The 861-nt window shown below is 48.4% G+C and carries 1 protein-coding gene; it reads right to left on the minus strand.

The annotated features are described in order from the left end of the window. The coding region (locus O3Q51_18380; protein ID MCZ4410790.1) for a hypothetical protein at positions 1–861 on the minus strand (861 nt) is incomplete at both ends.

Below are 861 nucleotides of genomic sequence, written 5' to 3' on the forward strand. Positions count from 1 at the left end.
CGCAAAGCGCCTCAGGGGCAATATTGTCTTCCACGGTTACTTGCGCTGTGCAGGTGGCTTCGTTTCCAGTAGCATCACGTACCAAAAGAATTTGAGGGTTAACCCCAACATTGGAACAGTCGTAATCCAGAGATTCGAGTGGCGAGAGGCATCCGGCATAGGCATTGCCTGTTCCCGCTCCTGCGATTACCGTAATAGCAGTCATGGCTACTTCGTTTCCACCGCCATCGAAAGCTTTGAGGTATACCTCATACCGTCCGTCTACATTTCCATCAAATGCTCCGAAGAAGTTATTTCTCCATGAATTCTGTGCTACATTATTTGCAGCGATCAAAGAAGCATAAGCCGTAGGGTCAGCAGCTACTGCTCCATCACCGTTTAGTGTAGAATTGTCACCAATGGCGTGATCGGCAAATGGTTGGTTGATCGGGTCAAACTCTACGAAGTTCACCCCATCAGATGGGTCAAAATCAATTCCGATCTCGTAAGTGAGGTCGCTTAATTTCAATCCTGAAGTTCCGTCAGCATCCGTATTTACTGACCATTCAAAGTTCCAGCCTGATTGTATACCACCGGTACCGAAAGCTCCCACAGCGTGGTTGTAGCTTCCGTCTCCATTGCTGTTGTAAACACTTGCAGGACTAGGGAACCTCACTTTAGCACGAAGGGCCAATTCAATTGAGCCATCGCTGTCTGTGGTGAATGCACCATTGGCATTTCCATCTCCGAAAAGGATATCAGGAGTAGCGTTCTGGTCAAATGTGACATCAGCAGGGGAGCCTAAAATACTTAGACTTTCCACGCTACAGTTGTCAGCAGACCCGCCGTCGATATCAGCCGGTAAAAGTGTCGCTTCGCCAT

The sequence above is a fragment of the Cryomorphaceae bacterium 1068 genome (assembly GCA_027214385.1).
GTDB lineage: Bacteria > Bacteroidota > Bacteroidia > Flavobacteriales_D > Cryomorphaceae > JAKVAV01.